This is a genomic window from bacterium, from assembly GCA_021108215.1.
Taxonomy (GTDB): Bacteria; Oederibacteriota; JAAXVQ01; order JAAXVQ01; family JAUVAV01; genus JAIORK01.
In genome coordinates, this window is record JAIORK010000012.1 from 84205 (window position 1) to 102646 (window position 18442).

Sequence of the window (18442 nt, forward strand, 5' to 3'; positions counted from 1 at the left end):
AGTGAAAGATTCACCGGGATTTTTTAAGTATGCGGCATTTTGCAAAGGGAACACTGTGAAATCAAAAAAATGGATTTACCCTATACCGGTCGCGGAAGATGCACTTAAGGAATTTACTGAAGAATTAAATGTGCTCCCTGTGACAGCAGCCGTCTTGCATCAAAGGGGATTGCGCGGAGATGCTGCCAAACAATTTATCCGTCCGGCAGGCTTGCGGTTGTGTGATTTTCGTGATTTGCCTGGAACGCAAACAGCCGGATCACGGATCGCACATGCGATTAGAAATGGTGAAAAGATCGCCGTTTTTGGCGATTACGATGTAGACGGCATAACATCTTCAGCACTCATGGGGGAATTTATCCGGAGTCGTGGCGGGGAGTGTAAAATTTTTCTACCCAACCGGCTTGAAGATGGATACGGCTTGAACCGGCGTGCAATTGAACAGGCAGCCGAAAATGGCGTTCGTTTGTTGATCACGGTTGATTGCGGTATTACCGGATATGAAGAAGTCGCGATGGCGCGGCGAATGGATATTGATACCATTATTACCGATCACCATGAACCGCCCGAAAAATTACCTGATGCCAATGTGATTGTGAATCCTAAATTGGACGGACCTGAAGAACTTACGGTATTGGCCGGTGTGGGAGTGACACTTCAGGTGGTGCGGGCCACGGCGCATGCATTGGGTGAAAAAGACCCGGAGCAATTGCGGCGTCACCTGGATTTGGTGGCATTGGGAACGGTTGCGGATGTTGTCCCCTTATTTGGTGAGAATCGTTCTTTGACACGGGCAGGATTGGCTGTGATAAATCGCGGGACGCGATTGGGTTTGCAGGCACTGCTGCGTGTGTCAGGGCTGGAATCGGGTGCAATACGCTCGCAAGACCTTGCTTTTCGTGTTGCACCGCGGATAAACGCGGTTGGTCGTCTTGGGGATGCGCAGGTGGCACTCGACTTATTGATGGCAGAAGATGCCAATGAGGCGGATCGGTTGGCCCGGATACTCAATGAACAAAACACCAAGCGGCAGGGAATTGAAAAACAGGTTCTGCACGAAGCTGAAGCGAAGTTGCAGGCGATGACGGCAGTGCCGGAGGTTATTGTTCTCTCGGATGCCCGCTGGCCGATTGGGGTTGTGGGGTTGGCGGCGTCCCGGTTAAGTGAAAGGTATTACCGTCCCTGTTTTGTGCTTTCGGAACAAAATGGATTTGCCAAGGGATCAGGGCGGAGTATTGCCGGATTTTCACTCTATGCCGCGCTGGATGCCGTGTCTCCGATTTTGGAAAAGTGGGGCGGCCATGAAATGGCGGCCGGTGTAACTCTGGCCAAGGAAAAACTTCCTGAATTTTTCGACAAATTACAGCGCTTGGCATCGGAACAACTCTCGGAGGATGCGAAAGAGCAGGTTTTATATATTGACGCGGTTTTACCCCTGGCGGAGATTGATGACAGATTGTTGAATGAATTTGGGAAATTGGAGCCTTTTGGTTATAAGAACACCCGCCCCTTGCTGGTGCTGGAGAATTGCCGTATTTGTCTTCCGCCGCGTGTGGTGGGAGAACGGCATTTGAAAATGAAAATTACGGATGACCAAAATAATTTTTTGGATGTCATCGGATTTGGATTGGGCGAGAGGGTTCAGGAAATAAATATAAATAATTTTATTGATATTGCCGGCCATGCGTCGGAAAATGTCTGGAATAATACTCGTATACTACAAATTGAGATGAAAGATTTTCAGAAGACTGACACCATTGCGGATCATTCGTGAATCGCATTAAGAGGGGGTATTTAATGTCAAAGATATTTATTTATGATACAACACTGCGTGATGGGTCGCAGGCTGAGGAAATTGAGTTTTCTTTGGAAGATAAGCTGGCCATCGCCCGATTGTTGGATGAGATGGGTGTTGCGTACATTGAAGGCGGCTATCCGGCACCTTCCAATACCAAAGATCTGGCTTTTTACCGGCAGATGCGCAAGCAACCCTTAAAAAATGCTACCTTGGTGGCTTTCGGAAGTACGCGTCGCGCAAAATACAAAGTAGCACAAGATCCGGCGATACAGGTATTGTTGGATACCGGCGCCCCGGCGGTTGCCATTGTGGGGAAAACCTGGGACTTGCATGTTCAGGAAGTTCTCCGGATTTCATCGGAAGAAAATTTGCGCATGATACGTGACAGCGTTGCTTATCTTAAGTTAAAGAAAAAAGAGGTTTTGTTTGATGCGGAGCATTTTTATGATGCCTATTTGGCCAACCCCGATTATGCAATGAAGGTTTTGGAGGCGGCAGCGAGCAATGGTGCCGACTGGTTGGTTTTGTGTGATACCAATGGTGGAACCATGTCGGAAAAACTGGAGACTATTACGACAGAGGTCAGACGGAGTTTCGATACACCCGTTGGCATTCATGCGCATAATGATACGGAATTGGCAGTGGCCAACAGTATGGCGGCAGTGCGTTCGGGCGCGGCCATGGTTCAAGGGACGATGAATGGCTATGGTGAACGCTGCGGAAATGCCAATCTTTGTTCGTTGATTCCGAATTTACAAATAAAAATGAAGAAGCAGTGTATCGCCCATAAAAAGCTCCGGGGATTGAATACGGTTGCCCGTACGGTTGCGGAGATTGCCAATGTGCCGATGCGGGAGAACAGCGCCTATGTTGGTTTGAATGCTTTTGCCCATAAAGGCGGTTTGCATGTTGATGCAGTACGCAAGACACCGGTTTCCTATGAACATGTTCCGCCGGAATCAGTGGGGAATGAACGCAGAATTATCATGTCGGAGCAATCCGGTGTCGCATCCGTTATTTTCAAAGCACAAGCGATGGGGCTTGAATTAAAATCCGGTTCTGATGAAGCGAAAAAAATTATCGAGAGTGTTAAAAAACTGGAGCATTTGGGATATAAATTTGAAGGGGCTGACGGAAGTTTCCGGCTTTTGGCGGAACGGAGCCTCAAAGAGCGACGGTCTTTCTATGATTTGGACGGATTTCGGGTCATTGTGGAAAATTGTAGAGGGGCGCTTGTTTCTGAGGCGACGATCAAGCTGAGTATTAAAGGTAAATTGGTACATACCGCTGCGGAAGGGGATGGACCGGTGAATGCAATGGATAATGCCCTGAGAAAAGCGCTGGAGCCTTTTTATCCCAATCTAAGGAAAATGCATTTGGTGGATTTTAAGGTCAGGGTCCTGGGGTCTAAAACCGGAACTGCGGCAAGGGTCCGGGTATTTATCGAAAGTCAGGATGAAAAATCAGCCTGGGGTACGGTGGGTGTATCAACGAATATTATTGAAGCGTCCTGGGAAGCACTCGTGGATGCCTTTGAATATAAATTGCACAGTGACAGAAAATGGCGATAATCAAACAACCGCAGCATAAATTTTCTATTGGTATTTTTGATTCCGGTGTTGGCGGGCTCACGGTCGTTAAGGCGATTCGAAAAAAACTCCCCAAAGAAGACCTGATTTATTTAGGGGATACCGCACGAACGCCCTATGGCAGCAAAGCCGGTGAAACAGTGGTGCGTTTCACCCGGCAATGTATTCGTTATCTCATGCAACACAAAATTAAAGCACTTGTGGTTGCGTGTAACACGGCATCGGCATATACCTTGCCTATGTTGCGCCGGAATTTTAAAATACCGATTATCGGGGTTATTCAGCCGGGGGCACATGCAGCGGTGGCATCCTGCATACAGGGACCCATCGGCGTCATTGGCACAAAAGCAACTGTAAAATCCAATGCATACACAGAATCGATTCAGCGACTCAATCATAAATGCCGGGTTGTCAGCCAATCCTGTCCTTTATTAGTGCCTTTGGTGGAGGAAGGCTGGTTGGATGGGCCAATACCTAAAAACATCATTAAAACCTATCTTTCCCCCATGCTTCGGAAGGAAATACGCAGTTTGATATTGGGTTGCACACATTATCCGGCTTTGAAACCTGTCCTGCAGAAGGTATGTGGAAAAAGGGTCCGGATTATTGATTCAGCGGAAGAAGTGGCCAAGGCATTGGAAATCATTCTCGATGCAAAAGGTCTTAGAAATATGCGGGAAACGTCAGGCAAACAGAAATACCTGGTGACGGATATCCCGGAGCAGTTTATCCGGGTGGGCAGTACTATTTTGGGTCGTCCCATCAGCAATGTCCAGCGTATTGCCGTACTGGAGGAGTGATAGACAATGTATGATATTGTGATTGAAACGGAAATTTCAGCTGCGCATCAATTGCGTGAGTATTGCGGGAAATGTGAAAATCTCCATGGCCACAATTGGAAAGTTCGGCTGGAAGTAAGCTGTGAGATTTTGGATAAACTTGGCATGGGTATCGACTTCACGGATTTAAAAAAAGTGCTCAATGAAGTATTGGCGCGATATGATCATGCCATGCTCAATGACTTAGAGGCTTTTCAAAAAATTAATCCAACCTCGGAAAATCTTGCAAATGTGATTTATCAGCAGTGTGTTCACGCCATCAAGACCTATCCGGTCAAGATGAAGTCGGTTTCCGTCTGGGAATCAACCAAGGCATTTGTCCGTTACTATGAATAAGCAGGTTGGCTATCTTTTTGAGCTGTTTGTCAGCTATCAAGGGGAAGGGCCGTGGGTAGGAAAAAGACAGTTGTTTATTCGGCTGGCAGGATGCTCACGCAGCTGCGCTTATTGTGATACCCAAAAGTCCTGGAAAGCCCGACCAGCCCACTGGACGCTATACCCGGGAAACGAGCAGGTACTCCGGCGAGCTAATCCTGTGCGTGTTATGGATATTATTCAGGTAATCCGAAAAATTCGAAAAGATAATGGGCAGTTTGATTGCATTGCGATTACCGGCGGGGAACCGCTTGAACAGCGGGATTTTGTCACAGGACTCGCAGTTGGATTGAGAAAAAACTTTAAAAACTTAAAAATATTATTGGAAACAAACGGTTTAGAAAACATTGTCGATAATGAATTGATCACTGCTATTGATTATTTTTCTTTGGATTTTAAAATTAAATCAGCCAGCCGGATAAAAGCAAAGCCTGATATCACCGCTAAAATTTTGAGTCGTTTGAAAGGGAAAAAAGGCTGTATCAAGGTTATTATCAATGAAAAAACCCGTTCGCAGGAATTGATGACGCTGGCCCGGCTTGTGAAAAAACGCCAGCCAAAATGGGAAATAATCATTCAGCCCGCATCCGGGAGTATGAGGAATAAACAGTTAATGTATGAAAAATCTGATAAAATTATCCAGGCAATGCTGCCAATTCATTCTCAGATTAGATTGTTGCCGCAGATGCACCGGTATTTTGGAATGAAGTAGGTTGGAATTCATGATGGATTATTCAAAAAAAGAGCTTATTGGTATTACATCGACCGTGCCGGTTGAGATTATTTATGCGGGTAATTGTACCCCCGTTGATTTAAATAATGCTTTTATCACGGATTTTCATCCGCAAATACTTGTTGATGAGGCTGAACGCATCGGGCTGCCGCGCAATACGTGCACCTGGATCAAAGGGATTTATAGCGTCATACGCAATTCATTCATCCATACCGTGATCGGCGTGGTACAGGGCGATTGTACGCATATGATCAGTATGCTGGAATCTTTGTTGCCGCATGGCGTGGAATTTATACCCTTTTCTTTTCCGTATGAGAAAAGCCGGCAATTGCTTCGTTGGGAAATGCAGAAGATCATGGATTATTTTGGGGTGCAGTGGGATGTGGTTGCTGAGACAAAAAATAAGTTGGATGGAATTCGCGTACTGGCGCATAAAATTGATCGTATGACCTGGGAGGAAAATTTGGTCTCCAGTGCGGATAATTTTTACGCTCTGGTTAATTGCTCGGATTTTTTGGGAGATCCGGAAAATTTTCAAAAAAAACTTGAGACGATTTTACAGAGATCTGTCACGCCGTATTCGCGCAAAGAATTGCGGCTGGGGTTGGTGGGTGTGCCGACGGTGTATACCGATTTTTATGAGTATCTTGAAGCAAGGGATGTGCGCGTTGTTTTTCACGAAGTGGCGCGTCAGTTTGCCATGCCGGATTATGGCAAGGACTTATTGGATCAAAATCTTTCTTATACCTATCCCTATAGTTTTTACGGACGGATACACGATATACAAGAACAGACCCATTTGCGGAATTTGGACGGCTATGTTCATTATGTGCAGTCATTTTGTCATCATCAAGTGGAAGACCTGGGGATGCGCAAACACTTAAATTTGCCTATTCTAACGCTGGAAGGGGACCGGGTCGGTCCGCTGGACGGCCGTGCCAAGACAAGATTGGACACGTTTATTCAAATGCTTTGGCAGAAGAAAGGCCGTCGAGATGAAGCGCTTAGGCATTGATATCGGGTCGCGCAAAGTGAAATTTGCTCTGCAAACAGATAATGCCGAGCCGGAACTTTGGGATATGGCGACACCTGTTTTGTATCACAAATATTTACAGCGTCATGCAAACGACGGGCATACGCTGGATCTTATGCGTCTTGGCTTAGGCGAGGTTGATGTGGTTGCGGCCACGGGTTATGGTCGGAACAACGTGAAGCTTCATGATGTTTTTGTAGTGAGCGAAATGTTGGCCCATGCCGAAGGGGCGTTGCGCACCGGGAAAAATAATTTTCTCATGTTGGATGTCGGTGGTCAGGATACAAAAGCGGTACTGGTCACAGACGGTATGGTGGAAGATTTTTCAGTCAATGACAAATGCGCAGCCGGCAGCGGCCGGTATTTGGAGAATATGGCAAGTGTCATGGGGGTTGAACTGGAAGATCTTTTTAAATATTATACGGAACCGGCTGATCTTTCCACGACCTGCGCCGTGTACGCTGAATCGGAGATTATCGGCAAGCTCGCAGACGGTATTACGATTGAACAGTTGTGTGCCGGTGTTAATCACTCGATGTTTTTAAGAATTCGGCCGATGTTGGAACGGTGGCCGGTCAAAGATCTGGTTTTTGTGGGTGGCGGCGCAAAAAATGCAGCCATCGTCTATTTTTTAGAAGAGGCAGGCTATGAGGTAACAATTCCGGAATACCCGGAATTTAATGGTGCTTTAGGATGCCTGACCATGCTGGATAAGGAGAGAAAATAATGAGATTAGAAGGACGAAAAGCAGATGCGTTGAGAACCATCAAGATCACGCGTCATTACCTTAAGGATGTTGAAGGCGCGGTCCTTATTGAGGCAGGTCATACCAAGGTGATTTGTACTGCCACCGTTCAGGAGGATGTTCCGCCTTTTTTAAGAGGGAAAGGTCAAGGCTGGGTAACCGCAGAATATGGTATGCTGCCGCGATCTTCTTCCAGCCGGATTCAACGTGAGGCCGGTAGAAGTAAAAGCGGCAGAACACAGGAGATACAACGCCTGATTGGCCGGTCTTTACGTGCGGTGGTTGATCTGGAAAAGCTTGGAGAAAGAACCATTATTCTTGATTGTGATGTGATTCAGGCAGACGGGGGCACACGTACCGCCGCGATTACAGGCGCGTATATTGCATTGGCGGATGCGTGTCAGGCAGCCCAGGAAAAGAAGGGACTTGCAGCTTGGCCTTTGAAGGACCATGTTGCCGCTGTCTCAATCGGAGTGGTGGGTCAGGACATCCTGCTGGATCTTAACTATGCGGAAGACAGCACGGCGGAAGTGGATATGAATGTGATTATGACCGGCAGCGGTCATTTGATTGAGGTTCAGGGTACAGCTGAAAAAGATCCGTTTTCAAGAGAGCAAATGAATGGTATGCTGGATATGGCTGCCAAAGGAATTGGGGAGTTGGTTGAAAAACAAAAAGGGGCGCTTTCATTATGAGTGAAAGAAAAAAAATAGTCTTAGTCGTTGCAACGCGTAATCAACATAAGCTTTCGGAGATAAAAAAAATAGTGCGCGGTTCCGGTATTTCCGTCAAGCCGCTTTCAGAGTTTTCCGGATTATCGGAAGTGGTGGAGAATGGGAAAACACTGGAAATTAATGCCATAAAAAAAGCGCAGACAGTCACGCGTGCGCTAAAGCTGCCGGTGTTGGCGGATGATTCCGGGCTGTTTGTTCCGGCGCTGGATGGAGAACCCGGTGTGAAATCCGCCAGGTATGCGGGGCCGTCGTGTGATTATGCTGCGAATAATAAAAAACTATTGAAGCGCATGAAACACCTGGAAGGCAAGGACCGCTGTGCCTATTTTGCAACCACCATGGTTTTGGCCAAACCGGACGGCACCCTGGAAGCCAGGACTGGGAAAATTTGGGGACAGATTCTCGAAACACCGATTGGGAAAAATGGTTTTGGTTATGATCCGGTTTTTCAACCGTGGGGGCAGGAAAAAACGTTTGCCCAAATGTCTGCAGCTCAGAAAAATCTTATCAGCCATCGCGCACTGGCGATGCAGAAAATTTCTCCGGTGATACGCAGAAAAATGCAGTAGTCAGCTGGGTCTGAGAAATACCATCTTCGCGGCAACCGGGAGAAAAAGAGTATTTTCAAATTTTCCATCCATCCGGCTTCAATTGATTTTTCTTGATAAATTTAACTAAAAAGTATAAAACAATAATCCTTTAATTTGGTGATATCGGGGTGTAGCGCAGTGGCTAGCGCACCTGCTTTGGGAGCAGGGGGCCGTCAGTTCAAGTCTGACCACCCCGACCAAATTTTCCGTAGAACGAAAAATTTGGTCGAGAGTAATTGAGCAAATGGAGAAATTGAAAAGCTCAATTACGGTCTGCTGATCCGCTGTTCAGCTGATCTTGGTTGGTTTTTTTTGAGCAGCAGAGCCGCTCCGCTACCGCGTCGCATGTCCCAGTAGCTCAGCTGGAAATTGCATGACCTGATAGGAACCGCCTTCGGCGATTATTGTAAAGCAGGTTAGAGCAACGGATTTCTAATCCGTCGGTCGCAGAGCTTCGCGTCTGGCGCGAAGCAGAGTAATTGAGCAAATGGAGAAATTGAAAAGCTTAATTACGGTCTGCTGATCCGCTGTTCAGCTGATCTTGGTTAATTCTTTCTCGAACAGCAGAGCAGTTGAATAGCAGAGCCGCTCCGCTACCGCGTCGCATGTCCCAGTAGCTCAGCTGGATAGAGCAACGGATTTCTAATCCGTCGGTCGCAGGTTCGAATCCTGCCTGGGATACCAAACTAAGAAAAGGGACAAGTGTTTAGTATTTGTCCCTTTTCTTAGTTTGATTAGCATATTGCAGGATTCGAAGCGAACAGCCGCCGAGCGAATAGCGAGGGAGAGCCCTCCGGGCGTCAGGCTGTGAGGTGAGGCTACGCAACGAGCTCTGCGAGTGTAGTGGCCGAATCCTGCCTGGGATACCAGAAATAGCAAAGCTCCCTTTTTGGAGGGGGCTGGGTTTTACTACTCCACAAGTGTTGCGTTAAATTACCGGAACTACCTAAACATAATAATTGGGATTATTGAGGACAGAAGAGATGAAATCAAACAGAGCTGGAAAGCACATTTCAAAAATTGAAGTACTAAACATTTCGAGAAATGGTTTTTGGATAATGGTTTCTGAAAAGGAGTATTTTTTGCCCTTTAAGTATTTCCCGTGGTTTAAAAATGCCCGAATTTCTGAAATTCTTTCAATTCAAGCTACTTCGCCCAGGCATCTTTATTGGCCGAAATTAGATGTTGATTTGGGAATTGATACGATAGAGCATCCGGAGAAGTATCCTTTGGTGGATTCTGGAATGAAGATGAGTGCTTAAGCTGTATTGCACGACATTAGAAACCATACCTTTACGGAATAAGCCCGGTTGACGCGTAAATCCACCCCTGACCCTTAAAAAATCCATTCGTTGAATTTTCTTGTCCGGTTGGCGTATAATAACCGGCAAGCTACAATGATGAACCACTCTGACACAACGAGGTCATACGTATTATGGAAAATGATCCTTTATGGTATAAAGACGCGATTCTTTATGAGCTGCATGTCAAAGCTTTTTGCGACAGCAATGGTGACGGCATCGGTGATTTTAAAGGGTTGGTGGAAAAACTTGATTACCTTCAGGAATTGGGAATCAACTGTATTTGGCTGCTGCCTTTTTATGAGTCGCCATTGAAGGATGATGGCTACGACATTTCCGACTATCGCTCGATTCTGCCGGAATACGGCACAATGAAAGATTTTAAGCGTTTTGTAAGAGAAGCTCACAAGCGCGATATTCGCGTATTGCTTGAACTGGTCATCAATCATACCTCGGATCAGCATGTGTGGTTTCAGGAAGCCCGGTTGTCCAAAAAATCCAAGAAACGTGATTTTTATGTATGGAACGATGAGCCGCTGAAAAAATACAAGGATGCCAGGATTATTTTTATGGATTCAGAGAATTCCAATTGGGCCTGGGATGCACATTCAAAGCAATATTACTGGCACCGTTTTTTCAGTCATCAGCCTGATCTGAATTATGATAATCCGATTGTTTGCCGCACCATGCTGAATATTCTTTCCTTCTGGCTTAATACCGGGGTGGATGGGTTTCGACTGGATGCGGTACCGTACCTTTTTGAACGGGATGGTACCAATTGTGAGAATCTTCCTGAGACCCACGAGTATTTGAAATCATTGCGGCAACATTTGGATAGAAAATATAAGAATAAAGTTTTATTGGCCGAGGCCAATCAGTGGCCGGAAGATGTGCGTCCCTATTTTGGCGAGGGGGATGAATGTAATATGGCATTTCATTTCCCATTGATGCCCCGGATATTTATGGCATTGCGCAAAGAGGACAGTCAACCGATTGTGGAGATTATGGGTAAGACGCCTGCTATTCCGGAAAACTGTCAGTGGGCGATTTTTTTGCGCAATCATGATGAATTAACCCTGGAAATGGTCACGGACGATGAACGTGATTATATGTATACTGAATACGCCAAGCATCCCAAGGCCAAACTTAATTTGGGGATACGGCACCGGCTGGCTCCGTTGATGAATAAAGGCCGGCGTCAGATTGAACTCTTGCACAGCATTTTATTTACCATGCCCGGCAGCCCGATTATTTATTACGGGGACGAACTCGGCATGGGCGACAATGTCTATCTGGGTGATCGGAACGGCGTACGCACACCTATGCAGTGGACCGGGGATAGGAATGCAGGTTTTTCCAAGGCGGACACGGCGCAGCTTTATGCACCGCCGATTGTCGATCCGGTGTACGGGTATCAGGCAATCAATGTTGAGGCACAGCAAAGAACGCCGACCTCGCTTTTGAATTGGATGAAAATATTTATCAGCACCCGGAAAAGGCATAAAGCGTTTGGTCGGGGCAGTCTTGAGTTTTTAAAACTTAACAATAATAAAGTATTGGCCTATTTTCGGGAATATCAGGATGAGGTTTTGTTAATCCTTAATAATCTTTCCCGGTATTCCCAGCCGGCGGAAATGGACCTGAGTAAGTATAAAGGGTATACACCGGTTTCGTTGATCGGGAATGTCCGTTTTCCGAAAATCGGTGATTTGCCGTATTTTATTACTTTCGGTCCGCACACATTTTATTGGTTCCGTCTGGAAGAACCGGCAATACAAAAGGAAGCGGATGCACCTACGGTGGCGAAGAACGAGTCTGCGCCTGCCGACAAAGCCATTGCGACTGCGACCCAGGCAGTTGAAGCTGCGCAAGAGGTCATTGCCAGCATGAGGAAATCAAAGGGTGGCGTGAGAAAAGAAAGAAGGAAAAAACTGAGGACACCTCAATCAGAACCGGCGGCAGAAGATGTCATAACAAAAGTCGCGGAGGCGGCGACCAAAGTGGTGGAAGCCGCCACCCATGTTGTACAGGCGACACAGGAAACAGCGGTGGTGATCAAAGAAAAGTCAGGGCCGGACAAAGAGCAAAAGTAGGCATAGAAAAAACAATTTTTTTAGGCAGTGGCCATGGCGCCAGCCTTGCCGGATCAGATACGTTTTTTTTGTTTTGGCCGTTTTTTTGCAGCACCGGTTGTACTGGAAATCGTTTAGAAGAATTATTTTACGCCCTAGGCGGATGTCAATTATGGGCAGGCAAAAGCGGAGCTGGTTTGCTTCGCTAAGAGTTCAACAATACCAGTGAAATTGTATATCTTGCATATTCCGCAGTGTTTCTGAAATACTGACAATCTTCCGGCTGGTTCAATGATACAAAAGTTTGCATAATTGAAGTCGACAGGGGCCGGTTTGCGTGGTACTCATATTGGATTGGAAATTCTGCCGGGAGATGGAACGTTAAGCTGTGTTCTGGTTCTATCTGTATTATTTTGTAGGTAGGCCTGCCGGGTGATTTGAATAATTGATTAATTTGTGGATGAGTTTTTAGAAAGAAGGGGAGTTGTTATGAAAAGTTTAGGAATATGTTTGGGTGCTTCTACAGTTAGTGCTGTGGTACTGGAGAAAAATGAGAAAGGCATTACTGTTTTAGATTATAAACGCGCTTCTCATGAGGGTAATCCCAAAGGAACATTGAAAAAACTGCTGGAGAGTAATGTGTGGCAAGTTGACCATGTTGCAGTAACCGGACGAAAATTTCGTCATATTTTGAAAATGCCTTCAATTACAGAACCGGAAGCAGTGGAAGTGGCATTGGGTTATGTTTGGAAGGACAAAAAATTACCTGAAGCGGTCATATCGGCAGGCGGCGAAACCTTTATGGTTTATCTACTGGATACTGAAGGCAAAATCCATAATGTGACGACCGGCAATAAATGCGCATCCGGTACCGGTGAGTTTTTTTTGCAGCAAATTAAACGCATGGATTTAACCATTGAAGACGCTATTGAAAAAGGCAAACAAGGTAAGGCCTATTCAGTGAGCGGGCGGTGTTCGGTTTTTTGTAAAAGTGATTGTACGCATGCGTTGAATAAAGGTGTGCCGATTACAGATATAACCGCAGGTTTGTGTAAAATGATTTCCAGTAAAATTCATGAGCTTCTACTGAAGGAAAAAATAAAAAATATCATGGTGATTGGCGGTACCTCGAAAAATGAAGTGGTGATGGATTATCTGCGTGCAGAAGTCGATACCTTGATAATCCCTGAAGAAGCTGCTTATTTTGAAGCATTGGGAACAGCCCTCTGGGGATTTGATAATAAAGATACTGTTCCGGCTAAATGGGATGAAATATTTGAGGAATTTACAACCAGTTTTAATTTTTTACCTTCCTTCAAATCTTCACAAGACAAAGTGGTTTTTAAAGAAGCATCACGGATTTCTTTAAATGAAGGTGATGAATGTGTTGTTGGATTGGATGTTGGATCAACCACAACTAAGGCGGTGGTTGTGCGGACAAAAGATCATGGGATTGCAGCTTCCATCTATCTGCGCACGAATGGCGATCCTATTCAAGCATCACGCAATTGTTATAAAGCGTTGCTGGAACAAATTGGTGATATCAAAATCAATGTGATTGGATTGGGTACAACAGGTTCCGGCAGACAAATCGCAGGATTACATGCTTTAACCGATGGAATTATTAATGAAATTATTGCTCATGCCAGAGCAGCCTCTTTCTATGATCCGGAAGTGGATACTATTTTTGAAATCGGCGGGCAGGACGCTAAATATACTTATTTAACCAATTCTGTACCATCGGATTATGCCATGAATGAAGCATGCTCTGCAGGAACCGGCTCGTTTTTAGAAGAAGCGGCGTTCGAGTCATTGTCCGTGGATGTCAAAGATATTGGCGATATCGCTATGCAGGCAGAAGAGATACCGAACTTCAGCGACCAGTGTGCTGCATTTATTTCCAGTGACATTAAAACCGCTTTTCAGGAAGGCGTGAGTCGGGAATCGGTGATCGCCGGATTGGTTCATTCCATTTGTTTGAATTATGATAATCGTGTCAAGGGACACCGTCCGGTTGGTAAAAAAGTATTTATGCAGGGTGGTGTCTGCTACAACAAAGCAGTACCCATTGCTATGGCGGCATTAATTGGAAAAAATATTATTGTGCCGCCGGATCCGGGATTAATGGGTGCATTTGGTGTGGCTTTGGAAGTTCAGGCACAGATTGAGCTGGGTTTTTTAGAGAAAGGCTTTTTTGATTTAACGATTCTAAAAGACCGCATAGTTGAATATAAAGATAGTTTTACTTGTGGCGGCGGCCGGGAAAAGTGTGATCGCGCCTGTTCTATTAACCGCATAAAGATAGAAGATCAAATATATCCATTTGGCGGTGCCTGCAATATGTATTATAATTTGCGCCACAAAATTAATGTCAGTTCAAAAAAATTCGATCTGATTGAGTATCGCAATCATCTCTATTTTAATAAGTATGCGCCTGTGCAGGAAAATCTTGCCTCTGATGCCCCTTCTGTAGGTATTAATAAAACCTTTCATCAGCACTCGGTCTTTCCGCTTTTTTATCATTACTTCAATCAACTCGGGGTCAAGATCCATTTGTCCGACAGAGTTTGTGATGAAGGTGTTGATCGTAAAGAAACCTCGTTTTGTTTTCCCTGTGAGCTGGCACTCGGATTATTTCATGATTTATTGGAAAAAAAACCGGATTATATTTTTATGCCTCACTTAGAAGAAATGTATGTAAATGATAAAGAAAATCCGCGGAAAGAATTTCACTGCACATGTATTTTTATTCAAGGGGAAGCGTTTTTCTTGATGGAAGGATTCAAAGACCGCAAGACGGAATTTAAATCCAAGATGATCTCGCCAACACTTAATTTTTCAAAAGGCTTTGAGAGTGAACAGGATGTTTTTGGAAAAATGGCACAGAAGTTTGGCAAAACTTATGAAGAAGGTATTGCGGCATTTAAATTTGGTATTATGCAGCAGAAGGCATTTTGGAAGGAATGCAAAGAGGCATGCAATGAAGTGTTAAAAGAGATAGAAAAAGATAAGGAAAAAATCGGTATTGTAATTATAGGCAGACCGTATAATTCTTTTGCTAAAGAAGCGAACAAAGGCATACCTTATAAGTATGCATCACGTGGTATTTATGTAATTCCCCATGATATGCTTCCCTGGGAAGAAATAGAAGATGATCCTGATATGTTCTGGGAAATGGGACATCGGCTTATGAAGGCGACAAAGTTTGTTAAGCAGCATCCGCAACTATTTGCCACGTATATTATGAATTTTTTATGCGCGATTGATTCCATCTTAATTACCTATTTTAGGGATATCATGGGTGTTAAACCATCGTTGACACTTGAATTGGATGGCCATACCGCTGATGCCGGGATTAATACCCGAATAGAAGCTTTTCTTGATATCATAAGAAATTATAAAAAAATGAGTGCTGATTTGAAGGATATTGATTATTCAGAATATAAACCTTCGCATATGGAAAAAATCGGCAGTGATTTGTATATGATTAATTCGAGAAAAGAAAAATATGCGATTACAGATCCGCGTGTAAAACTTATTCTACCCAATATGGGTGATGCGACCACGCGGTTGCTGGCGGCCGCGTTTGTGAGTTGTGGAATCAATGCAGAACCGCTGCCGGTACCGGATATGCAAGTACTGAAGTACGGCCGTGCCAATACGACGTGTAAAGAGTGTTTGCCTATGTTGCTGTGTATCGGCTCTTTTTTGAAGTATCTTTTACATGCAAGACCTAAAGGGGAAAATATAATTTTATTTGTTCCGGCTGCTGCCGGCTATTGCCGCTTGGGTCAGTATCGTATTTTTATTCGCGATATGTTGAAAAAACTGAATATTCGTGATGTGAGCATTTTATCATTGGAAAACGAGAGTAGTTATGCCGGTCTGGGAGCGAATTTTAAGCTTGCGGCCTGGAAAGCAGTTGTGATGGGTGATGTCCTTAAAGATATCAATAATTCCATACGGGCCATGGCCCAAGATCCGGAAGCTGGACAGAAAATCTATGACGAGGAACTTGACCGCATTGTCGGGATTGTTAAAAATAAAGGCAAGCATTTATATAGGACCTTGAGTAATTCAGCCCGGCGTTTTGCGAAGATTTCGCGTAAGTTTGAATTGTTGGAAGCGAATTTTGTTGCTATTGTAGGCGAAATTTTTGTGCGGCGTGATCGTTTTTCGCGGCAAGGATTGATTGGCCGGTTGGCAAAAGATGGTTTTGTTGTTCGTGTCGCGCACTTGTCGGAATGGATGTACTACATGGATTATATGATTAAACACGGGATGTTTCAGACGAACCATACCTGGCGCGAAAAAATGGAGATGAAAATCAGTAATATGTTTCAACAACATATAGAAAAAAAATTAAAAAGAATATTTATTAAATCCGGATTACTGGAAATCAGTTATGTGGATCTCGATAAAACGATTGCGCATTCCACACATATTTTGCCTCGGGAACTCAAAGGTGAGCCGGGGATGATTATTGGTATGGCACTTGATGAGTCAGCGCATAAATATGCCGGTATTATCAATATTGGCCCTTTTGGGTGTATGCCGGTGAGGTACATTGAATCAACCTTGACACCATCCATGACAATTGGAGGGAAAAAAGAGGGTTTGGAAGAGGCTGGGGTGGAACTTGATTTGTCAGGGTTTAAAGATACGGATGTACTGCCTTTCCTGACTTTGGAAACAGACGGTAATCCATTTCCGCAAATTATTGAAGCGCGCATTGAAACTTTTTGTTTGCAAGCCAAACGGATGGGAGAGAAGATAAAAGAAGAAAAAAAATTCAAGCGGCTGGCACACACACATTGATGGCGGCTGTCTGTTTAAATCATTAGATCATCCAATTCCAGCCGATGGAGGTCTCGGGATGCAGGATGCCAGACAGAGGTGTCCTTGATCGCGTTGATGCGTTTTTGGATCTGGTGTGAGAGGACGGTGTTCTGCTTTTTTTCGTAGAGCAGACCCAACTGCTCAAGTGGGATAAGCAGCATGGCATTGTTTTTGCCATAAACTTTTTCAAAAATTTCCAGAGATTTGGCCAAAGCATTCTCTGCGGCAATGAAATTATTTTGAAAAATATAGAGATCCGTTATTTTGATCAGCTGCCCGGCATAAAGGGCATTGTCCTCACCGATTGCCCGGCGGGTGATTTCCAGGGCTTGTTTGATCTGATAGTCTGCATCATGAAATTTTCCCTGAGAAAAATAAATTTTTCCCAATTGACATGCAGAGGCTGCGGTGGCGGTGTGCGCAGTACCGAAATATTTTTCATTGACAACGTACGCATGCGCGGTCAGATACTCGGCCTGGAGCAGGTGTTTTTGTATGAATTTAAGCGCGCCCAGTTTGAGGAAAACGGAGGAAACCAGTGGGTTTTCAAGCCCCAGCGTTTGTTCGGCGATTTTTTTTGCCTGCTCATAAAATTTTTCAGCTTGATCCAACTTGAGCAGGTCCCTATAAAAATCACCCATACGTTCCAGGAAGAAACAGGTATACATGTTGTAGCCCTTTGAGGATTTCACCGCCAAATTGAGTGCTTCGATATGGAATTTTTCTGCCTGATCATAGCGGCAATAGGCTTGGTTGATGACCCCCAGGTTGCTGTAGATAAGCGCGAGGGTACCTAGGATGACAGGATGTTTTAAGTTTTTGGGATATTTCTCCAGTATTAAAAGACAGTTGTTGGCAATGGGGCGGGCTTGGTCATAGCGGCCCTGATAAATATAATTTGAAACCAGGTTGTTCATCATAAACAGGACAAAGAGATGGTCTTCGCCGAATTGTGATTGATAGAGACGTAATAAATTGTTGGCAAGTGTGAAAGCACTTTTGTGGTCGCCGGTTTTTAATTTGAATTCCAGCAAGTCTGATTGCAACGCTATGGTGAAATGGTTTTCCTGACCCAGTTTCATGCGTGCCAAACGGACGGTGTTTTCAGCCAGCCGGATACCGGGAACAAAACGGCCCTGGAAATAAATGTGTTGGTAATCTTGACGCAGCAGGCCCAGTTCGCGGGAGCGGATATCCGGTGCAAACCAGGACAAAACCCAAGAGGAAATATTAGCGCGTCTGATTTGCGTATCAAAAAGATGGATGTTGAAGAGCGACGGGAGCAGCAGGGTGACTGCCAGCATGGCAACCAGCAGGATGAAAGGTGCAGGCCATTTGACATTGCCGCGTTTTTTCAAGGCGGTGAAGCGGTCGGTTTTTTCCCGGTCTGCAAGGGCGCGCGCTTTATGAAATGCCGATAGATAGACAAGGTTGGCAATCAGTCCGGAGAAAAGCATAAGCTCAATGCTAAAGGTGAAATAGAGGGGATTGGTGGTAAAGAAAAAATCGAAAATGAGATAACCCAACGCCAGAACAAGGCTCCAGCCGTACTGTTTACGATAAGCAAACCAAAGCGGCCCGGCAATGAAGGCGCCCCAGTTCCATACCCCCAATCCGCGGGTGAAATTCCATTTGTATAAAAAATAGCGGCTATTGTGAACTGTGAAAGTTGTGATCTCGGATTCATTCAAGAGGTCTTTTTTAGCGGGAGTTTGTGTCATTTTGTTGCGCTCGCTTTTGCAGGGGTAAAATGATTTCGCTCATCATAACGGAGTTTTAAAAAGGTGTCCATGA

13 protein-coding genes and 2 tRNA genes are annotated in these 18442 nt (G+C 44.9%); 14 read left to right on the forward strand and 1 reads right to left on the reverse strand.

Annotation, left to right across the window (positions count from 1 at the left end):
- Positions 1-55: 55 nt before the first annotated feature.
- The 14 genes from recJ to K8S19_02465 all read left to right on the forward strand — a co-directional run bounded on the left by recJ (position 56) and on the right by K8S19_02465 (position 16627).
- Positions 56-1774, forward strand: a complete 1719-nt coding sequence (gene recJ, locus K8S19_02400) for a single-stranded-DNA-specific exonuclease RecJ (protein ID MCD4812536.1) — start codon at positions 56-58, stop codon at positions 1772-1774.
- Between the two features lie 23 nt (positions 1775-1797).
- Entirely contained in the window at positions 1798-3369 is a 1572-nt protein-coding gene (gene cimA / locus K8S19_02405) for a citramalate synthase (GenBank protein ID MCD4812537.1), read from the forward strand.
- Positions 3360-4187 carry a glutamate racemase gene (gene murI / locus K8S19_02410; GenBank protein ID MCD4812538.1) on the forward strand — a complete coding sequence of 276 codons (828 nt, stop codon included), beginning with the start codon at positions 3360-3362 and terminating at the stop codon, positions 4185-4187. The genes cimA and murI overlap by 10 nt, the downstream gene beginning before the upstream one ends.
- Before the next feature lie 6 nt (positions 4188-4193).
- The gene (gene queD / locus K8S19_02415; protein ID MCD4812539.1) at positions 4194-4562 is read left to right on the forward strand and encodes a 6-carboxytetrahydropterin synthase QueD; all 369 of its coding nucleotides are present in this window, start codon (positions 4194-4196) and stop codon (positions 4560-4562) included.
- A complete protein-coding gene (locus K8S19_02420; protein ID MCD4812540.1) occupies positions 4555-5313 on the forward strand; it encodes a 7-carboxy-7-deazaguanine synthase QueE in 759 nt (252 codons plus the stop codon). The genes queD and K8S19_02420 overlap by 8 nt, the downstream gene beginning before the upstream one ends.
- Before the next feature lie 13 nt (positions 5314-5326).
- Positions 5327-6349: a 2-hydroxyacyl-CoA dehydratase family protein gene (locus tag K8S19_02425; GenBank protein ID MCD4812541.1), complete on the forward strand. Its 1023-nt coding sequence runs from the start codon at positions 5327-5329 to the stop codon at positions 6347-6349.
- Positions 6330-7094 (forward strand): acyl-CoA dehydratase activase, encoded by a 765-nt coding sequence (locus K8S19_02430; protein ID MCD4812542.1) that lies wholly within the window; start codon positions 6330-6332, stop codon positions 7092-7094. Before K8S19_02425 ends, K8S19_02430 begins: the two co-directional genes overlap by 20 nt.
- The gene (gene rph / locus K8S19_02435; protein ID MCD4812543.1) at positions 7094-7807 is read left to right on the forward strand and encodes a ribonuclease PH; all 714 of its coding nucleotides are present in this window, start codon (positions 7094-7096) and stop codon (positions 7805-7807) included. The genes K8S19_02430 and rph overlap by 1 nt, the downstream gene beginning before the upstream one ends.
- Positions 7804-8415, forward strand: coding sequence for an RdgB/HAM1 family non-canonical purine NTP pyrophosphatase (rdgB, locus tag K8S19_02440; GenBank protein ID MCD4812544.1), 612 nt, complete (start codon positions 7804-7806; stop codon positions 8413-8415). The genes rph and rdgB overlap by 4 nt, the downstream gene beginning before the upstream one ends.
- A gap of 145 nt (positions 8416-8560) precedes the next feature.
- Positions 8561-8636: transfer RNA gene (locus K8S19_02445), tRNA-Pro, on the forward strand.
- A gap of 407 nt (positions 8637-9043) precedes the next feature.
- Positions 9044-9120, forward strand: a tRNA-Arg gene (locus tag K8S19_02450).
- Positions 9121-9419: 299 nt separating this feature from the next.
- Positions 9420-9698 carry a DUF2442 domain-containing protein gene (locus K8S19_02455; GenBank protein MCD4812545.1) on the forward strand — a complete coding sequence of 93 codons (279 nt, stop codon included), beginning with the start codon at positions 9420-9422 and terminating at the stop codon, positions 9696-9698.
- A 173-nt stretch (positions 9699-9871) separates the two neighbouring features.
- Positions 9872-11830, forward strand: coding sequence for a maltose alpha-D-glucosyltransferase (gene treS, locus K8S19_02460; protein MCD4812546.1), 1959 nt, complete (start codon positions 9872-9874; stop codon positions 11828-11830).
- A 468-nt stretch (positions 11831-12298) separates the two neighbouring features.
- The gene (locus K8S19_02465; GenBank protein ID MCD4812547.1) at positions 12299-16627 is read left to right on the forward strand and encodes an acyl-CoA dehydratase activase; all 4329 of its coding nucleotides are present in this window, start codon (positions 12299-12301) and stop codon (positions 16625-16627) included.
- A gap of 14 nt (positions 16628-16641) precedes the next feature.
- On the opposite strand, the gene K8S19_02470 is transcribed toward K8S19_02465, so the two are convergent.
- Positions 16642-18369 (reverse strand): tetratricopeptide repeat protein, encoded by a 1728-nt coding sequence (locus K8S19_02470; GenBank protein MCD4812548.1) that lies wholly within the window; start codon positions 18367-18369, stop codon positions 16642-16644.
- Positions 18370-18442 lie beyond the last annotated feature (73 nt).

Excerpts from the sequence above, each read along its gene's own strand:
- cimA (MCD4812537.1), top strand. The coding sequence starts at position 1,798 with ATGTCAAAGATATTTATTTATGATACAACACTGCGTGATGGGTCGCAG.
- murI (MCD4812538.1), top strand. The coding sequence starts at position 3,360 with ATGGCGATAATCAAACAACCGCAGCATAAATTTTCTATTGGTATTTTT.
- queD (MCD4812539.1), top strand. The coding sequence starts at position 4,194 with ATGTATGATATTGTGATTGAAACGGAAATTTCAGCTGCGCATCAATTG.
- K8S19_02420 (MCD4812540.1), top strand. The coding sequence starts at position 4,555 with ATGAATAAGCAGGTTGGCTATCTTTTTGAGCTGTTTGTCAGCTATCAA.
- K8S19_02425 (MCD4812541.1), top strand. The coding sequence starts at position 5,327 with ATGGATTATTCAAAAAAAGAGCTTATTGGTATTACATCGACCGTGCCG.
- K8S19_02430 (MCD4812542.1), top strand. The coding sequence starts at position 6,330 with ATGAAGCGCTTAGGCATTGATATCGGGTCGCGCAAAGTGAAATTTGCT.
- rph (MCD4812543.1), top strand. The coding sequence starts at position 7,094 with ATGAGATTAGAAGGACGAAAAGCAGATGCGTTGAGAACCATCAAGATC.
- rdgB (MCD4812544.1), top strand. The coding sequence starts at position 7,804 with ATGAGTGAAAGAAAAAAAATAGTCTTAGTCGTTGCAACGCGTAATCAA.
- K8S19_02455 (MCD4812545.1), top strand. The coding sequence starts at position 9,420 with ATGAAATCAAACAGAGCTGGAAAGCACATTTCAAAAATTGAAGTACTA.
- treS (MCD4812546.1), top strand. The coding sequence starts at position 9,872 with ATGGAAAATGATCCTTTATGGTATAAAGACGCGATTCTTTATGAGCTG.
- K8S19_02465 (MCD4812547.1), top strand. The coding sequence starts at position 12,299 with ATGAAAAGTTTAGGAATATGTTTGGGTGCTTCTACAGTTAGTGCTGTG.
- K8S19_02470 (MCD4812548.1), bottom strand. The coding sequence starts at position 18,369 with ATGACACAAACTCCCGCTAAAAAAGACCTCTTGAATGAATCCGAGATC.